The sequence below is a fragment of the Propionivibrio sp. genome, from assembly GCF_029255185.1.
Classification (GTDB): Bacteria; Pseudomonadota; Gammaproteobacteria; order Burkholderiales; family Rhodocyclaceae; genus Propionivibrio.
In genome coordinates, this window is sequence record NZ_JAPUVO010000091.1 from 1 (window position 1) to 25,781 (window position 25,781).

The 25,781-nt window shown below is 59.0% G+C and carries 23 protein-coding genes; 13 read left to right on the top strand and 10 right to left on the bottom strand.

The window, feature by feature from the left end:
• The 5 genes from Q1J43_RS06900 to Q1J43_RS06920 form a co-directional block, all read right to left on the bottom strand.
• On the bottom strand, positions 1-891 hold an 891-nt coding region (locus Q1J43_RS06900; protein ID WP_301101697.1), incomplete at its 3' end, for a cytochrome c3 family protein.
• A gap of 59 nt (positions 892-950) precedes the next feature.
• On the bottom strand, positions 951-3,122 hold the full coding sequence (locus Q1J43_RS06905; RefSeq protein ID WP_301101698.1) for an MtrB/PioB family decaheme-associated outer membrane protein: 2,172 nt from the start codon (positions 3,120-3,122) through the stop codon (positions 951-953).
• Positions 3,123-3,141: 19 nt separating this feature from the next.
• Positions 3,142-4,125, bottom strand: a complete 984-nt coding sequence (locus Q1J43_RS06910; protein ID WP_301101699.1) for a DmsE family decaheme c-type cytochrome — start codon at positions 4,123-4,125, stop codon at positions 3,142-3,144.
• A gap of 187 nt (positions 4,126-4,312) precedes the next feature.
• Positions 4,313-4,963: a response regulator transcription factor gene (locus tag Q1J43_RS06915; protein WP_301101700.1), complete on the bottom strand. Its 651-nt coding sequence runs from the start codon at positions 4,961-4,963 to the stop codon at positions 4,313-4,315.
• Entirely contained in the window at positions 4,963-7,011 is a 2,049-nt protein-coding gene (locus Q1J43_RS06920) for a histidine kinase (RefSeq protein WP_301101702.1), read from the bottom strand. Before Q1J43_RS06920 ends, Q1J43_RS06915 begins: the two co-directional genes overlap by 1 nt.
• A gap of 203 nt (positions 7,012-7,214) precedes the next feature.
• Between Q1J43_RS06920 and ccmA the strand changes: the two genes are divergently transcribed.
• The 10 genes from ccmA (at position 7,215) to ubiB (ending at position 16,067) form a co-directional block, all read left to right on the top strand.
• The gene (gene ccmA, locus Q1J43_RS06925; RefSeq protein WP_301101703.1) at positions 7,215-7,829 is read left to right on the top strand and encodes a cytochrome c biogenesis heme-transporting ATPase CcmA; all 615 of its coding nucleotides are present in this window, start codon (positions 7,215-7,217) and stop codon (positions 7,827-7,829) included.
• 4 nt (positions 7,830-7,833) lie between these two features.
• On the top strand, positions 7,834-8,502 hold the full coding sequence (gene ccmB, locus Q1J43_RS06930) for a heme exporter protein CcmB (protein ID WP_301101704.1): 669 nt from the start codon (positions 7,834-7,836) through the stop codon (positions 8,500-8,502).
• A 162-nt stretch (positions 8,503-8,664) separates the two neighbouring features.
• On the top strand, positions 8,665-9,414 hold the full coding sequence (ccmC, locus tag Q1J43_RS06935; protein ID WP_301101705.1) for a heme ABC transporter permease CcmC: 750 nt from the start codon (positions 8,665-8,667) through the stop codon (positions 9,412-9,414).
• A gap of 3 nt (positions 9,415-9,417) precedes the next feature.
• A complete protein-coding gene (ccmD, locus tag Q1J43_RS06940; protein ID WP_301101706.1) occupies positions 9,418-9,606 on the top strand; it encodes a heme exporter protein CcmD in 189 nt (62 codons plus the stop codon).
• 3 nt (positions 9,607-9,609) lie between these two features.
• Positions 9,610-10,092, top strand: a complete 483-nt coding sequence (gene ccmE, locus Q1J43_RS06945; RefSeq protein ID WP_301101707.1) for a cytochrome c maturation protein CcmE — start codon at positions 9,610-9,612, stop codon at positions 10,090-10,092.
• Positions 10,093-10,100: 8 nt separating this feature from the next.
• Entirely contained in the window at positions 10,101-12,092 is a 1,992-nt protein-coding gene (locus tag Q1J43_RS06950) for a heme lyase CcmF/NrfE family subunit (protein WP_301101708.1), read from the top strand.
• Positions 12,093-12,238: 146 nt separating this feature from the next.
• Positions 12,239-12,823: a DsbE family thiol:disulfide interchange protein gene (locus Q1J43_RS06955; RefSeq protein ID WP_301101709.1), complete on the top strand. Its 585-nt coding sequence runs from the start codon at positions 12,239-12,241 to the stop codon at positions 12,821-12,823.
• A complete protein-coding gene (locus Q1J43_RS06960) occupies positions 12,820-13,272 on the top strand; it encodes a cytochrome c-type biogenesis protein (RefSeq protein ID WP_301101710.1) in 453 nt (150 codons plus the stop codon). The genes Q1J43_RS06955 and Q1J43_RS06960 overlap by 4 nt, the downstream gene beginning before the upstream one ends.
• 12 nt (positions 13,273-13,284) lie before the next feature.
• Positions 13,285-14,526 (top strand): c-type cytochrome biogenesis protein CcmI, encoded by a 1,242-nt coding sequence (gene ccmI / locus Q1J43_RS06965; RefSeq protein ID WP_301101711.1) that lies wholly within the window; start codon positions 13,285-13,287, stop codon positions 14,524-14,526.
• An 8-nt stretch (positions 14,527-14,534) separates the two neighbouring features.
• Positions 14,535-16,067: a ubiquinone biosynthesis regulatory protein kinase UbiB gene (ubiB, locus tag Q1J43_RS06970; protein WP_301101712.1), complete on the top strand. Its 1,533-nt coding sequence runs from the start codon at positions 14,535-14,537 to the stop codon at positions 16,065-16,067.
• Positions 16,068-16,307: 240 nt separating this feature from the next.
• On the opposite strand, the gene Q1J43_RS06975 is transcribed toward ubiB, so the two are convergent.
• Complete coding sequence (locus Q1J43_RS06975) at positions 16,308-17,732, bottom strand: phospholipase D-like domain-containing protein (protein WP_301101713.1); 1,425 nt, start codon at positions 17,730-17,732, stop codon at positions 16,308-16,310.
• Positions 17,725-19,395 (bottom strand): hypothetical protein, encoded by a 1,671-nt coding sequence (locus Q1J43_RS06980; protein WP_301101714.1) that lies wholly within the window; start codon positions 19,393-19,395, stop codon positions 17,725-17,727. Before Q1J43_RS06980 ends, Q1J43_RS06975 begins: the two co-directional genes overlap by 8 nt.
• Positions 19,396-19,450: 55 nt before the next feature.
• Between Q1J43_RS06980 and Q1J43_RS06985 the strand changes: the two genes are divergently transcribed.
• Positions 19,451-20,068, top strand: coding sequence for a hemolysin III family protein (locus Q1J43_RS06985; protein ID WP_301101715.1), 618 nt, complete (start codon positions 19,451-19,453; stop codon positions 20,066-20,068).
• A 44-nt stretch (positions 20,069-20,112) separates the two neighbouring features.
• Here the strand turns inward: Q1J43_RS06985 and Q1J43_RS06990 are convergent, their stop codons facing one another.
• From Q1J43_RS06990 to Q1J43_RS07000, 3 genes are read right to left on the bottom strand one after another with little or no spacing between them, the layout of a single operon-like run.
• Entirely contained in the window at positions 20,113-20,565 is a 453-nt protein-coding gene (locus Q1J43_RS06990; protein ID WP_301101716.1) for a hypothetical protein, read from the bottom strand.
• A gap of 15 nt (positions 20,566-20,580) precedes the next feature.
• Positions 20,581-22,428: an SPASM domain-containing protein gene (locus Q1J43_RS06995; RefSeq protein WP_301101717.1), complete on the bottom strand. Its 1,848-nt coding sequence runs from the start codon at positions 22,426-22,428 to the stop codon at positions 20,581-20,583.
• The gene (locus Q1J43_RS07000) at positions 22,421-22,879 is read right to left on the bottom strand and encodes a hypothetical protein (RefSeq protein ID WP_301101718.1); all 459 of its coding nucleotides are present in this window, start codon (positions 22,877-22,879) and stop codon (positions 22,421-22,423) included. The genes Q1J43_RS06995 and Q1J43_RS07000 overlap by 8 nt, the downstream gene beginning before the upstream one ends.
• Positions 22,880-23,029: 150 nt before the next feature.
• Between Q1J43_RS07000 and ilvA the strand changes: the two genes are divergently transcribed.
• Positions 23,030-24,541: a threonine ammonia-lyase, biosynthetic gene (gene ilvA / locus Q1J43_RS07005; RefSeq protein ID WP_301101719.1), complete on the top strand. Its 1,512-nt coding sequence runs from the start codon at positions 23,030-23,032 to the stop codon at positions 24,539-24,541.
• A gap of 34 nt (positions 24,542-24,575) precedes the next feature.
• Positions 24,576-25,733, top strand: coding sequence for a PatB family C-S lyase (locus Q1J43_RS07010; protein WP_301101720.1), 1,158 nt, complete (start codon positions 24,576-24,578; stop codon positions 25,731-25,733).
• Positions 25,734-25,781: the final 48 nt, after the last annotated feature.

A 25,781-nucleotide genomic window follows, 5' to 3' on the forward strand; every position in this document is an offset into this window, starting at 1 on the left:
AATCATCAGCAGGGTGTCGATCAGAGGGTGACGGGTCGCGCCAAGGACATAGGAGTTGGAGAGAATGACGCTGTTGGCAAACCCGAGCCGCTGATGCTCTTCCTTGGCCAGGTGACGATACAGACGCGTATTGAGCGAACTATTGGCGCTGTGGCAGGCGAGACATTTCTTCTCGGCTTTGTCCTTGTTCAGGATTTCGTGCGAAATCGGCTCGCCGGCGGCGACAGCCGGAGTGTGGCACTCGACGCAGCGCACTGCTTTCCAGTGAGCGCGGGTATTGGGCAGCCAGTCGTGAAGGTCATCGATACGTGGACGGATTTTCTTGTCGGGTGCGAACTTGGCAAATTTATCGTCTGAATCATGGCAACTCAGACAGACTCGGTTGTCCTGGGCAACAATTTTCTGCGGATCGCCAAGTTTGGCGGCGAGGCGCATCAGGTGCGGATCGTGACAGGTTGCACAAGTGAATTTGTCGGCAAGATTCTTGGCGTGCACCGATTTGTCGAACTGTTTGCCGACCAAGGTTGCCGTCTTGTCATGGCAGTCGGAACAGGTGGTCGTCATGTCCTTGGCATCAGCGGCATGTGGGTGCTCGTCGTAGCCTTCGTTATGGCACTTGGTGCACGCCAGGCGCTGGTGGTCTGAGCCGTAAAAGGCATTGGCGTCACGCACCAGGCCGCGCAGAAGCTTGAGATCCATGCCCTGTTTGGGGGGATGCGCAATTCCGTCCGCGCTATGGCAGGCAAAGCACTCGTTGTTGCCGATGCGGATTTTTTCCAGTTGATCGGGGGTGATCACTGCTGCGGGCTTGTCCTGCGCCAGCGCCGGCACAGAAAGAAAGGCGAGGTGCAGCAACGTGGCGACGAGCACTTTATTGAACAGCGAACGCATTACGTCCCCTCGTAAAGAAACAGGGCAGGCGCTGCCTGCCCTGCCTTGATTCCGAAAGTTCATTGGAACCTGTAGATGTAGCGTATGCCGATGAAACTGGCGGATTGTGTTTTGTTGGACGTTACCGTGGTGCCGTCGACAACACCGGTATAGCCGGCACCCACACACCCGGTACAAGTTTGCGTTCCAGTGTAGTAGGCGAATGGTGAACCACCACCATAATTCCAGGACCAATCATCGGTATGCCAACGCTCGTGGATCAGGTCGAAACGAAGATCCGAGCTTTTGTCGATGGCGTATTTTGCATCCAGTTTGAGACGTAGAAGGTTGTTTTTAATGTCCGGCAGCGGCCCCGAAGTGCCGGGAGCTGCCGTCGGATAGGTCGCTCCAGCGCCAGAGAGCGTCAGATCCTGCGCCGTACTGCTGGTGCTACGGAACCAGTCAAGTCCTATACCGGCGTCGAGCCGGGCAGTTAGCTTCCCGCGTAAATTGAGCCCGAAAGAGTCGCCTACGTCCTTCAGGTGAGAATCCTTGACCGCATCGGCCGAACCATCCTTGGCCTGACGGAAACCAACTGCTCTGGCCTTGGTCCTCTCCAGGGAATACCAGGCGGAAAGAAGCCAGTTGTCGGAGAAGGCATAGCTTCCGTCAACCGCGTAGAGTTGCGCACTACCGTCCCTCATCCCGTAGGGACGACCATCCTCGGGATAAGTGTCCTGAGAGTGATCAATGCGCAATTGCAACGAAAGCTTGTCCAGAGGTTCCCAATCAAACGCAGCGCGCCATTTGTCACGGCTGCGGTCAGCGATGTGCACCGGATTGATCTGGTTCGAATACGGACTCGAGCCGTTCGCAGCCAAGTAAGACGACCCGTTCCGATCGCTGTGCAGATAGCCCAGAGTGCCATTCAGACTGTCCGCGAGCGAACGGCGCACTTGAAGCCGGTAAGTGGTTTCATTGACTTCAGTTCGGAATGGAACATAGACCGTTCCGACCGACGGTTGTGAACGATCCTGGCCGGAATAATCGACGCCCCCGGTCAGACTGAAATTTTCCGGCAAACGATAGGTCGCTTCAAGTTTCCCTGATGTCGTGGTGTATGACTGCGGGGTATTGTAAACACTAGCGACCCCCGTCGTATTGTTCCCGACAAATCCAGCCAATGGCGTTTTGTCATTCAGGTCGTAATAGCGAAGGTTGGCGGTGATCAACAGTTTGGGCATGGGTCGGGAACTCAGTCCCAGTTGCACCAATGTCGTATCGACTCGCCCATCCAGGTGTGACGGCGTACCGACGAAAGGTGCATTGGCGCCGGTGAGATCGTAGGAGGGCAGATGTTCGTCCTGCGTAGCCATCGAGTAGGCTACTTTAAAGGTGCCGCGCGTTGTTGGCGTAAATGCATAGCCACCATCCAGAAAAATCTGATGCGCCTGATTGCTCAGCGGCAATGACATCGGCGTAGTCGCGGAAAAACTCGCGCTGGTGCCTCCGGTCACGCCATTTAACTGCTGGAGCAGCAACGAGTTGTGATTGTCATACCAGCTGCCATAGTATCCGCCCGAAAGCTGTAGTTGCTTACCGGTGTACTGCAACATCGCTTCAAGCTGCCGGGTAGTGCTGTCAATCGGTTCAACAGAGAATAGAGCAGCACTCCCCCATCCTGCCAGCCGGGTACCTTTCTTGTCCTCATTCTTGAAATCAATTTTAAAGTCGAGCCCTGGAAGAAGATTCTTGTAGCCGCCCAAACGCAACAACTCACGGGTCGTGCCGAGGTCGACATCACGCTTGGCGAACGACCCTAGATTGGTACCAACGGTCACATTTGTTGTTCCGATTCCCTGCAAGCCTGTGTTGACCGTATAGGGGTTGTCACGTGGCGTCTTGTTATACTCGACGGAGCCACCGATATCGCCCTGACGCAGGTATTCCCCTTTGATCTCACGGGCGTCCAGCCCCAGATTGGTGGCCTTTAGCTTCAACCAGGTACCGGTGGTGTCATCGCGTTTGATGATGTCCGCGTCGAGCAGTCCATAGGCGCCCTTGTCACGCATGCCGTCATAGACGCCTTCGTGAGGACGGTCTGCTGACCAGTTGCCGATACCGACCGAGATGGAACTGTCCGGCTTGGCCAGCTCATCGACATTGGGTTCCTCAGCCAGTGCGGGCCCAAAGACAAGCATCAGAGCAACCGACATGGCAGTTGGCCGGAAAGTTTTTAGCATGGTTTTCATGAATCATCCCCCTCTCGAATTAGCGACGGAAGCGCCCGGCAGTCGCACTATTTACCGTGCTATTGCCGCCGTGAATGTTCGTGTGACAGCTCATGCAACCTCGACCCACAGTGCCCAAAAAGCCTGTTCCGTTGGTTGTACCGTTAGGCAGGGTTGCAGCCTGACCTGGATGGCTGTCATGGGAGTGGCATTCTTGGCACAACAGGGGAGAGCGCGCCTTGAGGAGATTGTCCACGTTCGTACCGTGGGGTTGATGACAGATTGAACAATCTTCCGACACCGGCTGATGGTTATGAACGAAGGGCCCGCGCTTCTCCATGTGGCAGGTGTAGCAGGTCTCGTTAGTGCTGTTCTTGACGAGCTGTTTCGGGTTATCGCCATGCACATTGTGGCAGGACGAGCAGGTCATCTTGCCCTCTATCACCGGGTGGTGCGAAGGCTTGTTGATCTGGACACGCTGCTCCTTGTGGCAGGTGAAACAGGTCTCGGTCTGCGTTGCCTTGCCCATCACCTTGTCGTTTCTGGCGTGAACTTGATGGCAAGAGGTGCAGGCAAGATCCTGGGTGCTGTGCGCACTGCTCTGCCAGCCAATGCGGTTGCCACCCTGGTGGCAATCAAGGCAGGCACCATTGCGCTCAGCAGCGGAGGTCTTGGTTTTCTTGCGGAAATCGCGATCGGTCAGCGGCGGGCTATCGTTGCCTCGGTACGCCAGATGTTTTTCGCTCTCGCCATGGCAGTCGGTACAGGTCGGCGTCCGTCCGTCGGCCTTGGTACCATGTTTGGTCTTGCCAATTGACAGTACCGACGGGTGCAGGTCGAGCATTGTCGGCTTGGCATCGTCGGCTTCGTCATGGCAGCCGGTGCACTTGGCGTCGCCCTTCAAAATGAGGTCCTTGGGCGACTCGGCCGGCTTGGCGGGTGTAGCCGCCAAGGCAAGGCCTGAACCTGCACCCAGCAAGCCCAGCAAGACCGACAACATGAAAAACTGGCGTAAACACTTCATTGCATTTCCCCCGATTCACTCAATCCCTGGATTGGCAGGACGGCTGGCACGTCGTCCACTCGCTATGCCTTTGGTACTCGTCCTAGGGTCGAGAGTGTAAAGAAACGTAAATAGCCTTGATATCAGCGCCAGGATTAAAAGCGGCATAGGAAAATTCCTACGTCGCTTTGTTTCCGCCTGTTGGCGCTCAAAAATCGGATGGAGCAGCCAACCCGTGGGTAATGGCGTAGCGAATCAGATCGACGGTGTTCGCCAAATTCATCTTTTGCAAGATGTGTGTTTTGTGCGTACTGATGGTTTTGACGCTCAGAGAAAGTTCGACACCAATTTCAGTCAGCCCGCGCCCGAGAACCAGCAGATTGAAAACCTGATACTCGCGGTCGGACAGGAGGTTGTGCGGCAGGGCGACAGTGGCCGGTCGGATGCCGCGAACCATGAGTTCGGCGACCTTATCACTGATATAGACGCCGCCCTTGACCACCTGCCGGATGGCAGCAACCAGTAGCTCACCATCGCTTTCCTTGGTCAGATAGCCCATGGCTCCGGCCTGGAAGGCACGGATAGCATACTGTTCTTCGTGGTGCATGCTAAGAATGAGAATGGGGAGATCGGGTTTTTCGTTCTTGATCATGTGGATCAGTTCCAGGCCGTTACGCCCAGGCATGGAGATGTCGAGCACCAGCACGTCCCAATCCTTCTCGCGCACCTGCTGCATGACCTCCAGCCCATTGGCAGCCTCGCCGGCCACGGCCAGATCGTCCGTATCGGCAAGAATCTGCTTCAGTCCATCGCGGATAATGGCGTGGTCGTCGGCCAGCAACACTTTCAGTTTTTCCATCAGGCTCTCTTTTGCTGCGCTGGAATAAAAACCTCGATCAGGGTCCCGGCGCCGGGCGCCGTCGTCACAGCGAACTGCCCACCGAGGATCTGTGCCCGCTCACGCATGCCGACCAGGCCAAGATCGCCACACCTACCATGATCATGCACAAAGCCGACCCCGTCATCATGGATCGACAAAGCCCATTGCACGCCCTGAAAATCGAGCCGGACCTTGACCCTGGTCGCCCGAGCATGGCGTGCGACGTTGGTCAGCGATTCTTGCAGCACGCGGAACAATGCCGTGGCCACTGTATCATCGTGTTGCGAATCGTCGGCCGGGAGAACCAGCTCTACCGGCAAGCCGGTACGCGCCGAAAACTGATCGACATACCAGCCCGCGGCAGCGGCAAAGCCAAGATCGTCGAGCACCAGCGGCCGCAGTTCGGATGACATGCGACGAACCGAGGCAATGGTCTGGTCGATCTGCCCCTTAATGGCAGTGACCTTGTCCGCCAGCGCCTGCTGCCCGTCCACCAGGCGCCCGCCCAGCCAGGACACCTCCATTCGAATGCCGGTCAGCATCTGGCCCAGTTCGTCGTGCAATTCCCGGGCTATTCCCGTCCGCTCTTCCTCGCGAACACTTTGCAGCGAGGCCGACAGTTCCTGCAGTTGGCGATTGGTTTCAAGCAATTCGCGTTCAGCGCGCTGGCGTTCGGTCAAGTCCCGGAAAACTGCGGTAAGCAGAGTTTTTCCCCGAAAAGTAGTGGTCGACAGGCTCAATTCGACCGGAAACTCCTGCTCGTCACGCAGTGATTCGATGATGCCAAGCAGAATTCTGCCGTCTGGCGAGCGCCAGCCTTCGTCCAGGAAGCGCAGCAGATTCGCCAGTTGTGCCTGGCTTAGGTAGCGCGCCAAGAGCTCATCGATATCACTGCCGATCGCTTCCTCGGCACGAACGCCGAACATATGCTCGGCCGCAGCATTAAAAAAAACGACGCACTTCGCGGAATTCACCGTCACGATAGCGTCCCTGGCCGATTGAATCATGTGCCGCAACTGCGCGTCACTGTCCTTCAACGCAGATTCGAGCACCCCTTTGCGCAGGAGATTGCGCGCCATAAGGAAAGTCACCAGTACGACGAAAAGAACGACCAGAACGACGCCAGCAACAATCGGTCGCATGACCTGACGCCAGGGCGTCAGGGCATCGTCTTCAGTGACTGCCGCACCAACCACCAGCGGATAATTGGCGACCTGGCGGTAGGCGACAAATTGCCTCCCCGCAACCGACTCTTCACTGACAACAACCACCCCAGCCACCTGCTGCTCCTGCAATTTCACCAGCGTCGCCGAGTTCCCGATGCTTTTGCCGAAAAGCATTTCGTCATGCGGCTTGCCGGCCAGGAAAACCCCGTCACGATTGAGCAGCAGGATGCGGCTGACAAAATCCAGGCCTATGCTGTCGTACAGCGACTCGAAATAGTCGATGTTGATCGCTGCCACCAGCACGCCACGGAACTGTTCATCAGCATCAAGCAGGCGCATGCTGACGTAATAGGTCCACTGACCATCGACTCGCGCTTTTTCCGGTCGACTGATGAAAATCTCGTCGTTGCCACCGGCGACGAAATGGCTGAAAAATTCCCGGTCGACCACGGACAAGCGCCGGGTGAAATCCGGGCGTGATGAATTGACGCCCAGACCCTGGCTATCGACCAGGAACAACGATGTCACCTGCGGCAGCCCGGCAATACGCGCTTGCAGCAGCAAATGGATAGGGCGGCTGTCGAGCTCGAAACGGCGACCAATGTCATCGGAAATTCGTTCTCGGGCGCCACGCATGGTCATGGCTACGCTCTCGAAAGTGCGTGTCGTCTGCTCGGAGAGAATTCGGGTCAGGCTGACGATTTCGCCCTGGGCGTGCGCCAGTTCCTTCTGGCGCAGATCCAGAAGCAAGGCAGTGGCCGAGATTACCGTCGCCAGAATCATGGCCAATGACAGCAAGAGCAGCGCCTTCACCGACGGAATCTGCCGCAGGCGGGCCTTCAGGCCAATTGATCGAAACACCAAACCGCTCTCCATATTCCAGGCTCCGGATGGAAAAATCGGTCAGCAAAAACCCATAGCGCCATACTCAGCCCGTCTTGAGCCTGGCATCATAGCACCCGTCACCAGCGCCATTTGCTTCATTTTATTTGACTCCCGTCAATCCACAGCTAAACTCGCGACTGCACAATAGCGGCCCTGCCCTTACTTTCAGATACTCCTGCATGCTTGAAGTCTCCGGTCTTGAATGCGTTCGTGGTGAACGTCGCCTTTTTGCCGGCGTCGGTTTCCGGCTGAGCGGCGGCGAGATGCTCTATTTGCAGGGTAGGAATGGTTGCGGGAAAACAAGCCTGTTGCGCATTCTCTGTGGCCTTTCACCAGTGACAGATGGCGAAATTCGCTGGCGCGGCGAGTTGATTGGCAAACTCGGCGAGGACTATCGCCAAGAGTTGTGCTATTTAGGGCACCACAACGCCATTAAGGAAGAACTGACGCCGCTGGAAAATCTGCTGGCGTCCGCCCGGCTGGCTGACGAAGCGCTCGTTGAGGGCGCCGCGCTCGACGCACTGGAAATGCTTGGTCTGGCTGGCCGCGAGGATTTGGCCTGTCGTTACCTTTCGCAGGGTCAAAAACGCCGGGTGGCATTGGCTCGGCTGGTCAATGAACGGCGCGCGCTGTGGGTGCTTGATGAGCCTTACGTAGCGCTTGACCCGGCGGCGATCGAGCTGGTCGCCGGTTTGATTGGCGCCCACTTACAGCGTGGCGGGCTGACGGTATTGACCACGCACCAGGCGGTCAACATCACCGCCGGCACGGTGCGTGAACTGCGACTGGGCTAACGGGATGCTGAAACTTGTCCGTGCCATCATCAGCCGCGATCTTCGCCTAGCCATGCGTCGGCGGACGGACATTGTTTCGGCGCTGTTTTTTTTCATCATTGTCGTCAGCCTGTTTCCGCTCGGCGTCGGCCCCGAGCCGGAACTGCTGCGCAAGCTGGCGCCCGGCGTGCTATGGGTGGCCGCATTGCTGGCCACCATGCTTTCACTGCCGCGCCTCTTTGCCGACGACCAGCGCGATGGCACCCTGGAGCAACTGGCGTTGGCGCCACAACCGCTGGGCCTGATCGTCCTTGGCAAGGTGCTCGCCCACTGGCTGGTTTCGGGCTTGCCGCTGGCGTTGCTGGCGCCGGTATTGGGCCTGCAATTCGACCTTTCAAACGACGCGCTGTGGGTACTCGCCTGCTCGCTGCTGATCGGTACGCCGGCGCTGTCCGGCATTGGCGCCATCGGCGCCGCACTGACTCTGGGCGTCCGCGGTGGCGGCGTGCTACTGTCGCTGCTGGTCCTTCCCCTGTATATTCCGGTTCTTATTTTTGGCGCGGGGGCCGTTGATGCAACAGTCACCGGACTCGGCGCGCAAGCCCATTTGTCCCTGCTCGCCGCACTAACGCTGGGCGGCGTGTTTTTCGCCCCATGGCCGACAGCGGCCGCTTTACGGATTGCTTTGGAGTGATGGAAGTAAAGACTTAAACACTTTCAACGCAGAGAGCGCAGAGACGCAGAGGCCGCAGAGAAATTCGGCATTTACGCGCTGGGTGAGTAGCGTTACTCTCGGAAACCTTTGCGTTCTCTGCGTCTCTGCGCTCTCTGCGTTAAAAGAGGTTTCATTTTTCTAATGGATAAACGATTGATCAACTGGTTCAAATTTGCCAGCCCGCAGGCTTTTTATCCGCTCGCCGGACGGATGATGCCGTGGTTCTGGGCGGCCGCTGCCGTTTTCGGCATTGCCGGCCTCTATGTCGGCTTTCTGGTGGCGCCGACCGACGCGCAGCAGGGGGAAGGCTACCGTATCATCTTCCTGCATGTTCCTGCGTCGTGGATGTCGATGTTCATCTATCTGGTGATGGCTTTTTGGGCTGGGCTTGGCTTGGCCTTCAACTTCCGCCTGTCGGGAATGATGGCTACGGCACTAGCGCCAACCGGCGCGCTCTTCGCCTTCCTCTCGCTGTGGACCGGCGCGCTGTGGGGCAAGCCGATGTGGGGCGCCTGGTGGGTGTGGGATGCGCGGCTGACCTCGGAACTGATCCTGCTTTTTCTCTACGTCGGCTTCATCGCCCTGCAGTCGGCGATTGACGATCCGCGCCGCGCCGACCGTGCCGGCGCAATCCTAGCGCTGGTCGGCGTGGTCAATGTGCCGATCATCTATTTTTCGGTCAAGTGGTGGAACACCCTGCACCAGGGGTCGTCGGTCAGCCTGACCAAATCGCCGTCGATGGCGATGATCATGCTCTGGGGCATGCTGCTCTGCGCACTGGCCTGCTGGATGTACGCCATCGCCGTAGCGCTGATGCGGGTACGGACGATCATCCTGGAACGTGAGCGGCATACGGAATGGGTGCGCATCGAGTTGAGCAGCAAGGAGTAGTGCATGTTCTGGAACAGTTTTTCCGAATTTCTGGCCATGGGTAACCACGGCGTCTATGTCTGGGGTTCGGTCGGCGTCATGATGATCGCGATGATCGTGGAACCGGTACTACTGATTCGGGGTCACAAGAGCCTTGTCGCGCGGCTCAAACGCCAGTTGCGTGCCGATCGCCGCACATTATCCCAAGGGTAAAGATTGAAATCACGTCACAAGCGCATCGCGCTGATCATCGGCGGCCTGGTCATTCTCGGCCTGGTCGTTGCCTTGGTGCTCAACGCCTTCCAGAGCAATCTGGTGTTCTTCTTTTCGCCGACTCAGGTGGTCGCCGGCGAGGCGCCCAAGGGCAAGTCTTTCCGCATCGGCGGCATGGTCAGGGAAGGCTCGATCAAGCGTGAGCCCGATGGCGTTACCCTGCGTTTCGTCATGACCGATACCGAGAATGACATGACCGTCGCCTACACGGGAATCCTGCCCGACCTGTTCAAGGAAGGCAAAGGCGCGGTCGCCCAGGGCAGGCTGCGCGACGACGGCATCTTCATCGCCAGCGAGGTTCTCGCCAAGCACGACGAGAACTACATGCCCCCGGAAGCAGCCAAGGCCGTTGGCGATGCGCACGAGCGTGCGGCGGCCACCAAGGCTGCCAGCGCAGCCGCAGCCAAGACATTTAAGCAGCAATAAAGGACCCTATGATTCCCGAAATTGGACACTTTGCTCTCATCGTCGCGCTATGCGTGGCGCTCGTCCAAGGCATTCTTCCGCTGATCGGCGCCCACCAGCGGCGACCCGGATGGATCGCCGTGGCGCGTCCGGCAGCTATGGCGCAGGCCCTGCTGATCGCCGTGGCTTTTGGCTGCCTGACCGCTGCCTTTGTGCAAAACGATTTTTCGGTGGTCTATGTGGCGCAGCATTCGAACACCCTGCTGCCGCTGCCGTACCGCGTGGCCGCCGTGTGGGGCGGTCATGAGGGCTCGCTGCTACTGTGGGTCATGATGCTGGTGATGTGGACGCTAGCGGTGGCGCTCTTCTCGAAACAACTGCCAGACTACATGGTCGCCCGTGTACTCGGCGTTCTGGCCCTGGTGGCGGCCGGTTTTCTGCTGTTTATCCTGATGACTTCCAACCCTTTCGAGCGTCTGTTGCCCGCTGCCGAAGAAGGGCGTGACCTCAACCCGCTGCTGCAGGATCCGGGACTGATCATCCATCCGCCGATGCTCTACATGGGCTATGTCGGCTTCTCGGTGGCCTATGCCTTTGCCGTAACCGCGTTGCTCTCCGGCCAGCTTGATGCCGCCTGGGCACGCTGGTCGCGTCCGTGGACCACGGCGGCCTGGATTTTCCTGACGCTCGGCATCGCGCTCGGCTCCTGGTGGGCCTACTACGAGCTCGGCTGGGGCGGCTGGTGGTTCTGGGACCCGGTGGAGAACGCGTCCTTCATGCCGTGGCTAGTCGGCACAGCGCTGGTGCACTCGCTGGCGGTGACGGAAAAACGCGGCAGTTTCAAGAACTGGACGGTACTACTGGCCATTTCCGCCTTCTCGCTGTCTCTGCTCGGCACCTTCCTGGTACGCTCCGGTGTGCTGACTTCGGTGCATGCTTTTGCCACCGATCCGCGCCGTGGCATTTTCATTCTCGTCTTTCTCGTCGCCGTGATTGGCAGTTCGCTCGCCCTCTTTGCCTGGCGCGCGCCCAAGGTTGGTCTGGGTGGTCGCTTTGCACCGCTCTCGCGCGAATCCCTGCTGCTTACCAACAATGTGCTGCTGGTCGTCGCCTGTGCTTCGGTTCTGCTCGGCACGCTTTATCCACTGCTCATCGACGCCCTCGGCGCCGGCAAGCTGTCGGTCGGCCCGCCTTACTTCGATTCGGTGTTCGCTCCGCTGTTCATCCCGGCGCTGTTTCTGATGGGCGTGGCGCCCTTTGCGCGCTGGAAGCAGGCGAGCGCCGGCGAACTGGCGCGCACCCTGCGCTGGGCCTTTCTGGTGGCGGCCGGGGTCGGCCTGCTGGCGCCCTTCTTCTTCGGCGCCTGGAAACCGCTGGTCGCCCTCAGCCTGCTGCTGGCAGCGTGGATCGTCCTCTCCGGGTCGCTTAACTTTTTCCAGCGCGTGCAATCAACACGTGCCGGCCAATCTTTCCTGGCGGCAGCGCGCAAACAGCCCCGCAGTTTTTTTGGCATGCATACGGCGCACGTCGGCATCGCCGTTTTTGTCGTTGGGGTGACGATGGTCAATGGCTATCAGGCCGAAAAAGACGTGATGATGGAGCTTGGCGACACCGTTGACGTCGGCGGCTATACCTTCAGGTTCAATGGCGTTCGCCAGGAGAAGGGGCCAAATTACACGGCACTGGTTGGCGACATCGATCTGCTCAAAAGCGGACAAGTGCTGCGCAAAATGAACCCGGAGAAGCGCAATTACGTTTCCTCTTCGATGCCGATGACCGAAGCGGCGATCGACACTGGCCTGCTACGCGACGTCTATGTGTCGCTCGGCGAGCCGATCGACAAAACCAAGCCGTTTGCCGCCTGGGCTGTACGTGTCTATTACAAGCCCTTTGTAGACTGGATCTGGGGCGGCTGCGTGCTGATGGCGATCGGCGGCCTGCTGGCCATGACCGACCGCCGCTATCGCAGCAGGTCGCGCGTGGCGGCAAGTGTTGCTGTGCCGCCGGCGCAGCAAGCGTAAGGATTAGCCTTAACCGAAAAACCTCACCGCAAAGGCGCGAAGAACGCAAAGTAACCTAGGCTTTCGATTTGTTTACCCTCCCTTGATTTTCTTTGCGGAACTTTGCGTTCTTTGCGCCTTTGCGATGAATCACTGAGCTTTTCAAAATGAACCGTTTTCTCTGGCCGCTGATCGGCTTTGTTGTTCTCGTTGCCCTGCTTGCGGTGGGGCTTAACCTCAATCCGCGCGATGTGCCCTCGCCGCTGGTCGGCAAGCCGGCGCCGCTGTTCTCGCTGGCCCGGCTGGATGCGCCGGAGCAGAACTTCTCGCCAAAAGACATGCTGGGCAAGGTGTGGCTGCTCAACGTGTGGTCCACCTGGTGCGTCTCCTGCCGGCAGGAGCACCCGGTGCTGGTCGACATGGCGAAAAGCCGGGCGGTGACGCTAATTGGTCTGAACTACAAGGAAGTTCGCGGCGATGGTGGTATCGACGCGGAGAAGCTCAGCGCGCTAGCCGAACGGCAGTTGGCGCTTGAGCGTTCGAACGCCTGGCTGCGCAAACATGGCAATCCCTACACCCTGTCGGTGCTCGATCTTGATGGCCGCGTCGGCATCGACTACGGCGTTTACGGCGTTCCTGAAACCTACATCATCGACAAGGCAGGTATTATCCGCATGAAACATACCGGCCCGATCAGCCCCGATGTATTCTCCGGCAAGATCCTGCCGCTAGTTGCGGAGTTGTCAAAATGAAAGTCTGGCTGACGGTACTGCTGCTGGCGCTTGCCTCACTGACCTTGCAGGCCAAAGAAGCTGCGCCACTGGCGCAAGATGAAGTCACCGAAAAGCGGCTGGTTGAGATTTCCTCCGAACTGCGCTGCCTGGTCTGCCAGAACGAGTCGCTCTCCGGGTCGCATGCGGAACTCGCCAACGACCTGCGGCGCGAAATTCGTACGCTGATCAAGGAGGGCAAGAGCGACAGTGAAATCATGGATTTCATGGTCAGCCGCTACGGCGATTTCGTTCGCTACCGGCCGCCGCTCAAGGGGACGACCCTGCTGTTGTGGTTTGGTCCGCCGTTACTCTTCGCCGGCGGCCTCGCCGGGCTGGTGCTCTATCTGCGCCGCCGCAATAAGGCCATCACGGACTCGCCGCTTTCCACTGAAGAACAACAACAGGCCGACCGCCTGCTCCAACCTTAAAGAGCCGCAACAATGACGCCCCAGACTGCATTCATTCTCGCTGCCGCACTGCTTGTTCTCGTCGTCCTGGCCATCATGCTGCCGCCGCTGTGGCGGGCACCCAGGCTGGCAAGTGCGGTCGACCGGCGCGAAGCCAATCTGGAGATCTTTCGTGATCAACTAAGCGAACTCGAACGCGACCGCACAGAGGGTGCGCTTGCCGAAGCTGATTTCGAGCAGGCGCGCAGTGAATTGCAGCGCCGCCTGCTCGAAGAAGTCCAGCCCGAGACCCCGCTGCAAGCACGAACCGGCGGGCGCAAAACCGCGCTGGCCCTGCTCGTCGCCATCCCGCTGGCGGCAAGCACCGGCTATGCGCTGCTCGGCAAACCGGAAGCGCTTGAACCGCTACGCACCCAAGCGCGGGTGAGCCCGCAGCAGATCGAAGAGATGCTGGTCAAACTGGCTGACCGGCTCAAGAAGACGCCGGATGACAATAAGGGCTGGGTCATGCTGGCGCGCTCCTATAAGGCATTGGGCCGTTATATTGAGTCGGTCGAGGCGTATAGCCATGGTGGTGCACTGGTCGATGCCGACCCCATGCTGCTAGCCGATTACGCCGAGGTGCTGGCGCAGGTCAACGGTGGCAGTTTCGAGGGCAAACCGCGCGAACTGATTGCCCGTGCCCTGAAGCTCGACCCGGACGAACCACAGGCCCTGTTCCTGGCGGGTGCGGCGGCGACCGATCGCAATGATTTCCCCGCCGTTGCCGATTACTGGGGACGTCTGCTACGGCAACTCGATCCAGCTTCGGAAGAAGCGCAATCAATGGAGGCCGCGGTGAATAAGGCGCGCGAAATCGTCGCACGAAAAGATGGAAAAGTGCTCGGGAAAGCGGGCCAGGAGCCGACGGCCAGCAAAGCCGCAGTCAGCTCTGAAGCGATTAGCGGCGAGGTGACACTCAGTGGCAAGATCGCTTCCCAAGCCAGGCCCGACGACCTGCTCTTTGTCTTTGCCCGCGCTGCGGAAGGTTCACGCATGCCGCTCGCCGTCATGCGGATGCAAGTCGCCGATCTGCCGTTTGAATTTCGTTTTGACGACGCGATGGCCTTGCCAGGTGGCCGGAAGATTTCCGAGTTCGCTACGGTCAGCCTCGAAGCACGGGTGGCCAAAGCCGGCAAAGCGCAAACGTCGAGCGGCGACCTCTTCGGCAGTATCAAGGCCGTCAAACCCGGCAGCAAGAACGTCAAGCTGGTAATCGATCAGGTCCAGCCTTAAGCCGCCTCATGCGCATTTTCCGTCTCGCCAAAATCCTTAGCGTCGCCAGCCGTTTCGGCATCGACGAAATGATTTTCGAACACGAGCCGAGCGGCCATCTGGCGGCGCTGTCACGCATTTTTCATTTCTGGCGGCGCTTCGATACTCCCCGCGCTGTACGTCTGCGGCTGGCGTTGGAGGCGCTGGGGCCGATCTTTGTCAAATTCGGGCAGGTCATGTCGACGCGCCGGGATCTGCTGCCGCTGGATATCGCCGACGAACTGGCCAAGTTGCAGGATCAGGTTCCGCCCTTCTCGTCCGAGCTGGTGCTAGCGCAGGTGGAAGCGGCATATGGCCGGCCGGCAAGTACGGTGTTCGCCGAGTTTGACGCGACGCCAGTAGCCAGCGCCTCTGTCGCGCAGGTGCATTTTGCCAGGCTCAAGGCTGAAGACGGCGGCAACGAGGTGGCGGTCAAGATCCTGCGCCCGAACATGCGCGAGGTCATCGCCCACGATCTGGCCCTGCTCGACACGCTGGCCGGGCTGCTCGAGAAGATTTGGTCCGACGGCAAACGCCTGAAGCCACGTGAGGTCGTTGCCGAGTTCGCCAAGTACCTCTACGACGAACTTGACCTGATGCGCGAGGCCGCCAACTGTTCGCAACTGCGCCGCAACTTCACCGCTTCGAAACTGCTGCTGGTGCCTGGTGTTTTTTGGGATCACTGCACGACGACGGTGATGGTCATGGAACGCATGCGCGGCATCCCGATCAGCCAGCGCGAAGTGCTGCTTGCCGCCGGGATCGACCTTTCGACGCTATCGCGCGCCGGCGTCGAGATTTTCTTCACGCAGGTGTTTCGTGATGGTTTCTTCCATGCCGATATGCACCCAGGCAACATCTTTGTCGCCACCGACGAAGAGCACCACGGCAAATATATCGCCCTCGATTTTGGTATCGTTGGCACACTGACCGACGTCGACAAGAATTACCTCGCGCAAAACTTTCTGGCCTTCTTCCAGCGTGATTACAAGCGCGTGGCACTGGCGCACATCGAGGCCGGCTGGGCCCCCGCCGATACCCGTGTTGATGAGTTCGAAGCGTCTATTCGCGCTGTTTGCGAGCCAATCTTCGACCGGCCGCTGCATGAAATTTCCTTCGGCCGCGCGCTGCTGCGTCTGTTCCAAACCTCGCGCCGTTTCAACATCGAGATCCAGCCGCAGCTCGTCATGCTGCAAAAGACCTTGCTCAATATCGAAGGACTAGGACGGCAGCTCGACCCCAACCTCGATCTGTGGACGACCGCCAAGCCCTTCCTCGAACGCTGGATGAGCGAACAACTTGGCCGACGGGGCATGATACGTGGACTAAAACAGGAAGCGCCGAACTGGGCGCGCATCGTTCCGCAATTGCCACGCCTGGTGCATCAGGCGCTAACACGCGAACCCGCCCCCGATCTGGCTCCAGTCTTAAATGCGTTGCTTGCCGCGCAGCATCGGCAAAACCGACTGCTCGGCCTTATCGTCGTGTTGCTGGCGGCTTTGCTTGCAATTTTGTACTTTTAAAGTCCAGCGGCGGCATCGAGGGGCTGAACAACAAGGTCATTTCCTTTTCACAACGAGTGGTTGCAAGAACAACGCAGAGTGGCGCGTCGTCCCGGCGCAAGCGACCGAAGGAAGTGCAGAGCCCGGGATCCAGCATCGGAGCGCTATTCTGGACATCGGTTTGCGCCGGTGTGACGGTCGCTTGCGATGGCCGGAGTGATGTTTCGGCGATGCTTTCGGCTTATGGTAGTGCCATTGCAGTCAGAGTTGAAATGCCAGCCACAGGAGCAGGCCCTCGGCCAGCTCGCGCGCCATCCCTGGAGTGCGCACGACATAGGGCGCGCACTCCTGACGCCGCGCCTCAACCCATGAGGAGAACCCGTGTACCGCCTTGTGATCGTAGAAAGCGATCATCATTTCGTAGTTGAGGAACAAGCTGCGCCCGTCGAGATTGGCTGATCCGACGAGGGAAAAATCGTCGTCGATCAGCACCGCCTTGGCGTGAATCATGTGTGGATGCAGCCAGATTCTGGCGCCGGCAGCGACCAGATCACGCATGGCGCGGTGGCGCGCGAAATCCGCCAGCCGATGGTTGGAGCGCGCGGGCAAGACCAGATCGACCTCGATGCCGCGACGGGCAGCCAGCGACAATGCCGTGATCAAGGCCGTGTCGGGAACGAAATAAGGCGTCACCGCCAGGATGCGCTGCTGCGAGGTAAAACAGCCTGAAATGAGCAAGGTAAAAATGGTGTCGTCGGGTTGATCAGGGCCGCTAGCCACTAGTTGCGCCAGTGTTTTCACATCGGGTGCCGGCGTTTCAGAAATCTTTGGCGCAGGCGTCGGACGCTCGGAGGCAAAGGCCCAGTCCTGCTCGAATTGCTGCTGCGCCTGTCCAGCAAGCTCTCCATCCAGATCAAAGCTCAGGTCGAGCCAGGGCGTGCTGCCAAGAATTGGACGTGGATCACCCTCAAAGTATTCGGCCGACAAATTGCGCCCGCCACACCATAAATGCCGGCCATCGGCGATGACCATCTTGCGGTGGTTGCGCAGATTGGTACGGCCGCGCTTGGTCGAGCGAAACGGCGGGACGAAACGTAGCACCTCGACGCCGGCTTCGGCAAAACCCTTGAGGTCGGGATAACCGCCCAGATAAACACCGATGCCGTCAATCAGCAGTCGTACTCTGACCCCTGCCCGCGCTTTCTGCTTTAGTTTTTCGGCAATTTCGTCGCCCAGCACATCGCGTCCGAAAACGAAGGTCGATACCTCCAGCGTTTGGCTGGCGCCGAGAATAATTCGCCGCAGCGCGACTAGCGCCTGCCTGCCATCGTCATGAATTCCCAACTCGCTATAGACCGCTGGATCAGGCAGCCCCATTGCCGCTCCCAACTGCTGCGCACGCGCGGCCGGGGTATTGGCCGCATTGGCGCGCATCCGCCGCGCACCTTGTGCCGGACGGGGGGCCACGACCTTGCGACTGCCAAAGGCGAGATAGAGCGGCAAGGTGACATAGGGAACCAGAAGAATGCCCATTACCCAGGCAATCGCCGCCGACGGATGGCGACGTTGATGCAGGGTGTGCGAGGCGGCGACGTAAATGACCAGCCCGACCGCGACCAGCAGGGCATCGAGCATTTTCCAGTGGAGGCCGATCAGGCCGGAGAGCCAACCGAAAAGTTCACTCATCGCGCTGCTTCGACACTGGTTTGAGCCCTGCGCTGCGCCGGCGCCACAGGAGGCGTAAGACGAATCCACCGAGCACCAGCAAACCCGTAGCGTAGCCCGCTACTGCATAATCTGAGCGCAAAGGCTTAAATCTTGGCGACGTCGGATCCTTGAGGTTCGCCGGGAAGGGACGCGGGCCCACGGGAACAAGCTGCTGTTTGGCCGGGTCTTGCGGCACGCGGCTATGGTATTCATCGATACCCGCCACCGGATAGCTGCCCCAGGCGCGGCTCGATGGCAATTGCGGAATGCGGACCAGCAGGATTTCCTCGACGTCCTGCCTGAGCAGTTCTTCGTAAGGCGTCAGTGCGCGCGTGGCCTCGCCACTGACCAGTTGCAACAAATCGGCGCTGGCCTGTTCAAAGGCCAGCGCCGGAAGGAGTCGTGTCTGATCTTCGGTTAAATAATCAAACATGGCCTTGCCCTTGGTCAGGCTGCCGGTCGTCACGGCAAACACAGGCAGCCCAGCAATCGCCTTCCACCAACTGACAGGACCCAACACCGGAACCTGCCAGCCAATGGTGCGCAGCGTCGAAACACTTATTCCCGTGCAATTGGCAGCGGCATGCTGATACACAAACTGGTGCCGGTAGAACTGGTTGAACACCCTGGCCAGCGCCGAACCCAGGTGTACCGCCGTGCGCTCAGCACGCAGGGTCGCCACCAGCATATAGGACGGCCGATACCAGGCCTGCCCGCTATTGAGGTCGGCAAGGTAGCTATCGAGCGGCAGCATGGCAGCGATGATACCTTTCTCGCTTTCCGAATCGAGGGCGTAGTAATTGGCAATCAGCCAATCGTGCATCTGCCCCTGCTCGCCAACACGTCCGGTGAGCAGGCCAAAATGACCACCGTGCGCTTCATCGTCGTCACCCTGTGCGCCATTGAGTAGGATGCCAATCAACGGCCGGCCGGCACGTCGCGCGGCCGCCGCCGGATCGCGTTGCCACAATAGTTGCGTTGCAAAAGCGCTCTGTGCACCGCCGCTCGGCTCGCTGCGAACGAACTCGCGGATGGCTTGTGGTCTGGCCGCGATAGGCCGTAGCGGCGCCTGCGGATCAAGCCGGAAATCAGAGGGCCAGATGCTGCGTGCGACAAACGAATTTTCTTCCTGGTTTGCTTTTTGGCTTGTTACCTTTTGCCCGCGCAAGCGCAGTTCGCGCCGACTGAAAAAGGCGGTGCTGTCGGCGTTGTAATAGGCCCGATTGGCAGCAAGCCGTGGCACCAAAGCAAAGCCGCTCACCTCTCTGACTGTCTTTAACTGCTCGCCTCGGGGGTCGAGCCAGGCCCGCTCTATCACCTGTGGCGAGCCAACCCACACCAGCGCTGGATAATCCCGCGCTGACCCGGGAGGGGTCAGCGCATTCCAGCGCTGCAGATCTACTATGGCGCGCAACTGGGGATCATATCCGGCAATGGGGTGTCCGACGCGGGGGACAGCAATGGTCTCATTTTTGAAGAACCACAGCGCCTGCGGGATGGTGGCACAATCGCCACACGCACCGGTCGTCACTCGAAAATCGTCGGCCGGGAACAGGCCATAGGCTGGCGCGTTTTGTGTGGCGCTTACTTGTGCAAGAATCATGAGGATACGGATCAGAAATATTCGTACGGCTTCAATCATCGCATTCTAGCGCGTGGACAGGTACCTTATTGATCCTGAACGAAAGGCTGGAAATATGTATCACGGAGAACGATTCAATGCCTGGACCCATCTTGTCGGCACCCTGCTCTCGCTTGCCGGAGTTGGCCTTCTGGTCGTCATGGCGACGACGACGGGCGATCCGTGGCGGGTCGTCAGCGTCTCCATCTTCGGCGCCACGCTGATCCTCCTCTACAGCACCTCGACGCTCTATCACAGCGTGCGTGGACGCGCCAAGGTTATCCTGCGCAAGCTCGACCACTTATCGATCTACCTGCTGATTGCCGGCACCTATACCCCCTTCTGCTTGGTTACTCTGCGCGGCCCGTGGGGCTGGTCACTGTTCGGTGTGGTATGGGGACTGGCTGTTGTTGGCATTCTGCAGGAAATGAAGCCACGCTCCGAAGCCAGAGTCATGTCACTGATCATCTACGCCGTCATGGGCTGGGTCATTATCGTCGCCGTCAAGCCGCTGCTCGACCATCTTGAGACTGCCGGCTTCATCTGGCTAGCCAGCGGCGGCGCACTATACACCATCGGCATTGTGTTCTATGCCTTCGATAGCCGCTTCAGGCACTGGCATGGCATCTGGCATTTGTTTGTCATTGGCGGCAGCCTAGCCCACTACATCGCCATTGCACTCTACGTCCTGTAGTTCTTGCTGCGACTTGGCAAACGCCTGACATGACTTACAGATGCTTAGCCGTTGTTATTGTTGTTGTTATTGTTGTTGTTATTATTGTTATTGTTCGAATTTCCTCCGCCATCGTTTTGCTTCTTCCTCGCGGAAACACTGGCGGTAGCCGTTCCGGGCAGGGTCAGGATCAATCCGGACGTGCCGAGCATGACCAGTTTGCCGGTACTCAGGAATTCTGCGCCATCGATCACCGAGAGCTTGCTGCCATCGCACCAGAGAGTGCGGTGCTGCGTCACTTCGGGCACGGCAAAGCTTTTCACCGCCTTGCCGCCGCTGTAACAATCGATCATCGATTTGCTGTAGATCACGCAATCGTCCTGTCTGTGACTTTTCCCAGCCAGCCAGCGCACCAGCCATTCTTCGGTGGCGGTGCGTTCGGGACCGTCATTTAGGCGCAATGCGTTGAGAAAGCATTCGACGGTGTAGGCGGTTCGTTCAAGCTCCGGCGTGCTCAAGGCGATTCTCCCGGTTCAAGGCAAGTAGTTGAATTCAAAATTCTGGAACGGCAGATTGATGGCCTGGATGTGGTAGAAGGCGTTGTTTTTTTGCTTTTGGTAATGGTACTCGCGCAGGGACAGCGTGGTGAAGAAGAGGTTATTGCGCACGCCCCGGCGGTAATGCTCGCGGTGCAGCTCGATCAGGCCGGCGAGATCGAGCATCAAGTAGTCGGCCCCCAGGCGGTTACTCGCCTGCAAACAACTGGCAAAACGCTGGTACGTAAACACGTGCTCCTGCTTGGCGCGCTGTTCGTCGCCATAAACAACCGACGTGTCACGCAGTAGTTGCAGGTACAGCGTGTTGCGCAAAAATTCAGGGCAGTTGGCGTCAAACAGGCTGCGCCGAGTATGCAGCACGAGTCGGTCACCGGGCACCAATGTGTACCAGGTGGCGCGGTCCTTGAGCAGTTGTGAGCTAAGCGGCACGAGCTCATCCCGCACTTCGAGCACAAAGGCGGTATCGCTATAGAGCGCCTGAAGCACCGGGTCGACGCCGATCATGGCCTGTAGGGTGTTTTTATCCTCGGCCAAGTCGCTAGGCAGGCGAATGCTGGCGGGCGGCGCGACAGCAGGCTGCGCAAAAGCGAGATTCGGATGCATGTTGAGGCGATATTGCCGAATGTCTTCGCGCTGCTCATCCGGCGAGGCCGCAGGGAAAGAACGTGGATTGTCGGCATAGATGGCCTTCTGCAGAGTGCAGGTGTACGAGTGGCCGCTGGCATTCTGATGTTTGACCACCGGACAGCCGGTATGACACAAACCAAGGTGGTCACAGCGCTGGCAATTGTCATCGAAACCGTGCGCCTGATGAATGCGTTCGATTTTGCGCGCGCCGTTGGCGAGGATGTCATCGATACGGTCGGTAAAAATGTTGCCGTAATGGAACTCCTCAAGACCCTGCCCGCGCACACAGGAATACACCGAACCGTCGCTTTGCAGAAGGTAGAAGCGTTCGCCGCAGTTAACGGCGTTAGTGCAATAGCTTGGCTTGAATTCGTCGAACCAGTTGCGGCGCAGACCATCTTCCAGTTCAGTTCCGATGAAGGCGCCCTTGAGCGCTGCGTAAAGCGCCATCTGTTGCGCTGGCGTGGCTGGCGAAAGCGCAGCATCACCCTTGTGGGCTCGATTCATCTCGGAGGCAAAAGCAAACATGATGTTGAACTGGTTCATGTCAAAACAAAGTTCGTCGTGAATGAAACGAATGTCGTCAATGATCGCCGGAATGTCGTTCAGGTGTTCGCTGCACAGCGTGGCGGAGATTTTTTTTGCGTGCGGATAGCGCGCCAGCAGGCGGATATTCTCGTGTGTTCGCGCTAGCCAGTCGCGGCCCCCGCGGGTGGTGCGGTAGCGCGCATGCATGCTCAGCGGCAGGTCGATACTGGCGCTGATCGAGACCTTGTGTTTGTCAAAAAGGTCATAGAAGGGTGCGAACTTGTAGAGGTTGGTCTTGATATGCGGTGACGATTTCCTGTGCCCGAGCGCGTTGATTGCGTCGAAATTTTCCAGGTAGTGGCTTCGGATCAGCGTAAAGAGTTCATCGAGCACGACTTCCGGCAGCGTCGTCACTTCGCCGCCATGCAGCGAGACATTGAAGGCCAGCACGCCGGCTTCGCGCAGGGCGTCGAGCGCGTAGCGCAGTGTGGCTACGGCGCGCCCGGCATCGACCTTCAGCGCCGCCTGCGTCGTCTGCTCGCCAAGGTAACAATAGGCGCAATCGAGATTGCAGCACAGCGTCGGCACGTAGAGCAAATGAATGCTGCGCCGGGCAACCGGTTCCGGCGCCAGCGTGGCTGCCAGGTCCATGGTCTGCGGATCAAGCACCGGCTACCACCGGCGATGCGCGGCGCACTTTCTCGATGATCTTGGCCGACACCTTGTTGAATTTGGCAGCCTTGTTTGCTGCGACCTTGTGTGCCTTGCGCGCATTGGTCGGGAATTTATCGCGTTCAAGCGTAAACGTAGCCCCGCTCGCCATTTTCAGATTCAGGCGGCCTTCGCCTTCATGCAGCGCTACTTGGGCCACGTTGGCGAAGTAGACAATGTCGTTACCGCAGACAAGATAGCGCGGGCCGAGGGCGAGGGTGCCCTGCCTTACGAAAAAAACACCCAGCGGGATCACCAGCGCCATCAGCCCGCCTGGGAAAGCAAAGAAAGCCGCGATCAGGGCTGCTGCCAGACTGATAAGCATGAAGGTTTTGCGCTTGGCGGAAAAGGCAACGCGTCCACCGTGCTTGTACTTGAACACGGCCAGTTGGGGTTGCTCCAGATCCATGCTTCACTCCCGTCTTGTGAATCACGAGGGAAGTATCGCCTGCCACCTAATCGGGGTCAAATGATCCAGTCTATCCCTCGGCGCTGATGCTCAAGCACTCCATGACGGGGCTGCTAGAATCACGGGTTTCCTAGACGAGTTGTTACTGCCATGCACCCCGATTATCTCGAAAAAATATTGACCGCGCAGGTGTACGACGTTGCGGTCGAAACACCGCTCGATGCCGCGCCCAATCTGTCGGCGCGTATCGGCAACAGCATTCTGTTCAAGCGCGAGGACATGCAGCCGGTTTTCTCCTTCAAGCTGCGCGGAGCGTACAACAAGATTGTTCAGCTTTCAGCGGAACGCCTGAAGCGTGGTGTGATTTGTGCCTCGGCCGGCAACCACGCGCAGGGCGTGGCGTTAGCCGCCGCCAAGGTGGGTTGCCGGGCGGTTATCGTCATGCCGACGACCACGCCGTCGATCAAGGTCGAGGCGGTGCGCAATCGTGGCGGCGAAGTGGTTCTGGCTGGCGATTCCTACGACGGAGCCTACACCCGTGCGCTGGAACTGGAGAGAACCGAAAAGCTTACTTTCGTCCATCCTTTCGACGATCCTGAAGTCATCGCCGGCCAGGGAACGATTGGCATGGAAATCCTGCGCCAGCACCCGAAACCGATCCACGCCGTTTTTTGTTGTGTCGGCGGCGGCGGGCTGATTTCAGGGGTAGCGGCGTACATCAAACGCTTGCGGCCGGAGACAAAAATCATCGGGGTCGAGGCCATTGATGCCGATGCCATGACCCGGTCCCTACAGGCCGGAAAACGAATCCGTCTTAAACAGGTCGGCCTGTTTGCCGACGGTGCGGCAGTGAAATACGTCGGTGAAGAGACCTTCCGCCTGTGCCAGTTGTACGTCGACGAAATGGTTTGTGTCGACACCGACGCCATCTGCGCCGCAATCAAGGATGTATTTGAAGATACGCGCGCCGTCCTCGAACCGGCGGGTGCGCTGGCCGTGGCGGGCGCCAAGGCCTACGCGGCACGTCACAAGCTGAAGGACAAGACGCTGGTGGCCGTTGCTTCAGGCGCCAACATGAATTTCGATCGCCTGCGTTTTGTCGCCGAACGTGCCGAGGTCGGTGAGCAGCGCGAAGCGGTGCTGGCCATAACCCTGCCTGAGCAGCCCGGCGCCTACAGGAAATTCCTCGCACTGATCGGTCAGCGCAACATCACCGAATTTAACTATCGTTTCAATGACCGCCAGGAGGCGCACGTTTTTGTCGGTGTTCAGGTTAGCTCGCGCGCCGAGTCGATCAAACTGGTCGAGCAACTGCGCAAGCATGGTTACGCGACGCTTGATCTGACCGACGACGAAATGGCCAAGCTGCACATCCGGCATCTGGTCGGCGGCCATGCGCCGCAGGTTGATCACGAGATCGTCTACCGCTTTGAATTCCCCGAACGCCCTGGTGCGCTGATGCACTTTCTGAATCAGATGAGCGCCGGCTGGAACATCAGCCTCTTCCATTATCGTAACCATGGCGCCGATTCCGGCCGCGTGCTGGTCGGCATGCAGGTGCCACCCGCCGAAATGAGCGCGTTCAGGAAATTCCTGAAAAATCTGGGTTATGCCCACTGGGACGAAAGCAATAACCCGGCGTACAAGCTCTTTTTGGGCTAGCAGCCTTCCGGGCACGTTGAAGGAGTTCTGTCACATGTATGATTTTGACAATGTCATTGATCGCCGCAATGGCGATTCGCTCAAATGGAACAAATATGCAAGGAAGGACGTGCTGCCGCTGTGGGTGGCGGACATGGATTTTGCCGCGCCACCGGCCGTCCTGGCGGCGCTCGAAAAGCGGATTGCGCAGGGCTGCCTTGGTTACCCGGTAGCGTGGCCGGCGCTGGTCGACACCGTACTGGCGTATTTGCAACGCGAGTACGCGTGGCGCGTCGAGCCGGAATGGCTGGTCTGGCTGCCCGGGCTGGTCACCGGAATCAATGTGGCCTGCCGTGCGGTCGACGGCGATGTCCTGACGGCAACGCCGGTTTACCCCCCTTTTCTCTCTGCCCCTCGTCTCTCCGGACGGCGACTCGCGCAGGTCGGCTTGCGTCTGGCTGATGGCTGCTGGGGTTGGGATTTTGCTGCAATGGAAGCGGCCCTGACTGCACAGACTCGCCTGCTTTTGCTCTGTCACCCGCACAATCCGGTCGGTCGCGCCTGGCGCGAAGACGAACTCGCTGAACTGGCGGCCTTCTGCGAGCGCCACGATCTGGTGGTGTGCTCCGATGAAATTCATTGCGGCCTCATTCTCGATGCCGGCCGGCAACACATTCCACTGGCCAGGATAAATGCAGATATTGCCCGACGCTGCATCACCCTGATGGCGCCGTCCAAAACCTACAACATTCCCGGACTCGGCTGTGCATTTGCCGTGATTTCCGATACGGCGCTGCGTAACCGCTTTACCGGCGTGATGCGCGGCATTGTTCCGGATGTGAACGTTCTCGGACTGACGGCGGCGCAGGCGGCGTATGGCGAGTGCGAAGACTGGCGGGCGGCGCTGATCAGCGTGCTGCGTGCCAACCGTGATCGTGTGACTACGGCCATTTCCGAGATGCGCGGGCTGACCATGACGCATGTCGAAGCCACCTATCTGGCCTGGATAGACGCGCGCGGCCTGGATGTAGCCAATCCTGCGAGATTTTTTGAAGCGGCCGGCGTCGGGCTGTCGCGAGGCGACGATTTCGGTTTGCCGGGCTGGGTACGGCTCAATTTTGGCTGTCCACGCAGTACCCTTGATTCTGCACTTGAACGAATGGCCACGGCCTGTTCTGCCAGGGCATCAAGTTTCCCCAAACCTTGCCGATAACGATCTGTACCCTTTTGATCGGAGGATATAGCGGGAACCCCGGCCTTG